The 3,702-nt window shown below is 60.5% G+C and carries 4 protein-coding genes; all 4 read left to right on the top strand.

Going from position 1 to position 3,702, the window contains the following annotated elements:
- Positions 1-452: TonB family protein (locus H1Y01_RS16270; RefSeq protein WP_180541562.1), on the top strand; the 452-nt coding region annotated here is incomplete at its 5' end.
- Positions 449-1,801, top strand: a complete 1,353-nt coding sequence (locus H1Y01_RS16265) for a DUF5050 domain-containing protein (RefSeq protein WP_180541561.1) — start codon at positions 449-451, stop codon at positions 1,799-1,801. The genes H1Y01_RS16270 and H1Y01_RS16265, both read left to right, overlap by 4 nt.
- Before the next feature lie 19 nt (positions 1,802-1,820).
- Positions 1,821-2,612, top strand: a complete 792-nt coding sequence (gene pal / locus H1Y01_RS16260; RefSeq protein WP_180541560.1) for a peptidoglycan-associated lipoprotein Pal — start codon at positions 1,821-1,823, stop codon at positions 2,610-2,612.
- 72 nt (positions 2,613-2,684) lie between these two features.
- Positions 2,685-3,623 carry a tetratricopeptide repeat protein gene (locus tag H1Y01_RS16255; RefSeq protein ID WP_180541559.1) on the top strand — a complete coding sequence of 313 codons (939 nt, stop codon included), beginning with the start codon at positions 2,685-2,687 and terminating at the stop codon, positions 3,621-3,623.
- The last annotated feature ends 79 nt before the right edge of the window (positions 3,624-3,702 follow it).

Here is a 3,702-nt window from a genome sequence, read left to right as displayed (position 1 = left end):
CGGAAAAACCGCTGAAGATCCAACCGAAGCCCGTTTCGCAAAATTTGTATCGGCCGCATCAGGACTACAAACCGAACCAGGTTTTCTCGCACACCGCCCCGGCATTGGTGAGCCCGCAGGTTGGTTTACAAGGCGCGGGCGGCGTCGGTATCGGCGCGCGTTCGCCGTTCGGCTATCAGTTCAGCGGCTATGCCCAGCAGATTCGCGACCTGATCGCCGCTAAGTGGAGCCAGACCGGGATCGCCGCTCCGCCGTCCGCCGTTGCCACTGTAACCATCCACATCGCGCGCGACGGTTCCGTCCAAATCACGCAAGTGGAAACCAGCGGCAATTATGCTTTGGATACTTCGGCCAAGCGCGCCGTGCTGGACGCCAACCCGCTGCCGCCGCTCCCGCCCGGATTTCCGCGCAACGATGCCAATGTAGATCTTTTGTTCAGCCTACGCCAATGAAAAAAACGATTCTTGTTTCCACCCCGCTGATTGTGGCCGCGTTCGCCTTGTTGCGAGTGCTGACCGCGCAAACCGATGCACGGATCGACATCAACAAGGCGGGCGGCAAACCCTCGCTTGCGGTCGTCGATTTCCGCGGCTCCGGTGCCACCCAGCAATTCATGGGTGCGTTCAACGGCACGCTGTTCACGGACCTGCAGACTTCCGGATTGTTCAAGATGGTCCCCAAGAGTCTGTTCCCGCTGCAGAATCCGCAACGCCCTGAAGATCTGCATCCGTCGAGCGGGCGCGGACTCGCTCTCGCCGACTGGGCGGGATCGCCCGTGAACGCTTCGCACCTCGCGTACGGATATGCGGCCGATCAGAACGGCACTTATGTTGTGTATGGATATCTGAACGACACACGCACGCCGGGATCGCAGCCGCTACTGTTCAAGCGCTATTTCGCGAGCATGGATGAAGCGGGCGCGCGCCAGCTCGCACACCAGTTTGCGGCCGACATCATTGCGCAATTCGGCGGGGCATCTCTAGCCGGCAGCAAGATTTATTTCGTTTCCACGCGCACGGGCGGCAAAGAAATCTGGTCGATGGATTACGACGGCACGAACGAGAAACAGCTGACCTTCAACCATTCGATCAACATCGAACCCGCCGTCTCGCTCGACGGAACCAGGCTGGCGTTCACCAGCTATGCGCGCGGAACGCCGCACATCGTCATCATGGACACCGCCACCGGGCACACGCTTCCGTTTCTGAACCAGCAAGCTTCGCTGAATGGAAGCGCGAGTTTCTCGCCCGATGGGCAGCATGTCTACTATTCGTCGACGGCATCCGGCTACGCGCAGATCTATGTGGCCGATCTGGACGGCCATAATTACCGCCGCATCTCGAACGCGCGCGCGGTGGAAGTCGAGCCCAAAGCGAATCCCAAATCGCCCGGCATTCTTGCGTTTGCGTCGGGGCGATCGGGTCCCGAACAGATCTTCCAGATGAATGTGGACGGGACCGACGTGCAGCGTCTGAGCGACGGCACGGGTGAAGCCTCGAATCCCGCGTGGCACCCCGACGGGCAGCACCTGTTGTTCGCCTGGACCCGCGGTTATGCGCAAGGCGCGTTCAATATCTTTTTGATGGATACGGCTTCGCGACAATATGATCAGTTGACCAGCGGCGCCGGTAAGAACGAGAATCCAGCCTGGGCGCCGGATGGCCGGCATTTGTGCTTCGCATCGACGCGCAGCGGATCCTCGCAGATCTGGTCAATGCTGGCCGATGGATCGCAACTGCAGCGATTGACCTCGGCCGGGCAGAATCTATCGCCCGTTTGGGGTAAAGGAGTTTCACAGTGAGTACGGAGGAAAACGACGGATGTTGAGAGAAACGAAGAGCGCGGCTGGACTGTCGCTATTGACGCTAGCCGTTTTCGCGGCCGGATGCAGCCACAAGATCAAGCCGCTGCCACCGCCGCCGCCAACGGCCAATACGACGACCAGCAATGCGGGAGGCTCGGGGAAACCGGCGATTGAGTTTACCGCGGAACCGGCCACCGTCGATCGCGGACAATCGGCCGTGCTGCGCTGGAATGTTACCGGCGCCAACTATATTTCGATCGACATCTTCGGCGCGGTGCAGGCCAACGGATCGAGAAGCGTCACGCCGTACGCGACCACCACTTATCACTTAATCGCCGACGGACCGCAAGGCCGGTCTACCGCGGATGCGACGGTAACCGTGAACCCCGGCAATCCTCCGCCGCCGACTAACAACGCAACCGCCGGCGCCAATGCGAACCTTTCGCTGGAGCAGCGCATCTCGCAGCAGGTGCAGGATGTCTTCTTCGCCTACGACCAATACAACATCGAAGCGGACGCGCAGGCGACACTGACACATGACGCGCAAGCTATCAAGAGTATCCTGACCGACTTCCCGAGTGCGTCTTTGATCATCGAAGGGCATTGCGATGAGCGCGGTTCGGCGGAGTACAACTTAGGACTGGGCGACCGGCGCGCGACATCGGCGAAGGAGTTCCTGGTTCAGCTGGGTGTACCGGCGGATAAGCTTCGGACCGTCAGTTACGGCAAGGAGCGCCCGGCGTGTACCGAACAGACCGAAGATTGCTACGCGCGGAACCGGCGCGCGCACATCACGGCGGCGCAGTAAGTCGACAATGATAGGAACGGGGCTCGGACTTCCGGGCTCCGTTGGAGCACATAGGTAAGGACAGGAGACCCTATGAAACGAACAGGTCTATTTCGCGCACTGGTTCTCGCACTGGTGATGCTGTTTCCGGCGCTCGCGCCCGCCGCGAGCAAGGAGATCATTGAACTGCAGCGCGACGTGGCGCAGCTTCAGGATCAGGTCCGCGACCTGCAGCGTTCCTTCGACGAACGGTTTGCGGCGCTTCAGGTTCTGGTGCAGCAGACATTGGATAACGCGCAGCGCTCGAACAACGCGCTGGAGAATGCCGGGCGCAATAATCAGGGCTTGGCGGATCGCCTGGCCGCTCCGATCGCCGGACTAAGTTCCAAGGTCGATTCGATGGGCTCCGATGTCGCCGGAATGCGGGAGTCGGTGAACGATCTGACGGCGCGCATGAATCGAATTCAGCAACAGCTAACGGATTTGAACAATGTGGTGAAGGCCGCCGCGCAGGCCGCGCCGCCGCCGGCCGCAGTGCCGACAGCGCCCATGGGTGGTTCGCCTCCGGAAACCGACGCGACCGCGCCGGGGGGTGTCCCGCCGGTGAAGGCGACGGCGCTCTATGAGAACGCGCTGCGCGATAAGCAAAGCGGCAAGGCCGACTTAGCAATGGACGAGTTCACGCAGTACGTTCATTACTACAACGACACGGATGCCGCGCCGCAGGCCCAATACTATATCGGGGAGATTCACTATTCGCAGGCGCAGTTCGATCAGGCGATTCAGGACTTCGATAAGGTTCTGGAAGCTTACCCGACCAATCCGAGAACGGCGGATGCGCACTATATGAAAGGTAAGACGCTGTTCCAATTAGGCCAGCGCACGGCTGCGGCGAAGGAATTTGAAGCCGTCGTGCATGACTTTCCGAATAGCCCGGTAGCTCCGCAAGCCCGCGCTCAACTTAAGGTGCTAGGTATCAATGTGCCGGGGACGACGACGGCCAAGAAGCGCAGGCCGCAACCGACGCAGTAAGCCCATTCTAAAACTACATCCTCACTCCGAGCGCCGCATTCTGAGCCGCGACGGTAACGGAGCTGGTGCTCCGGAAAAG

The organism is Nevskia soli (genome assembly GCF_903970205.1).
Taxonomy (GTDB): Bacteria; Acidobacteriota; Terriglobia; order Bryobacterales; family Bryobacteraceae; genus Bog-113.
This window is presented reverse-complemented; position numbering and strand designations above follow the sequence as displayed.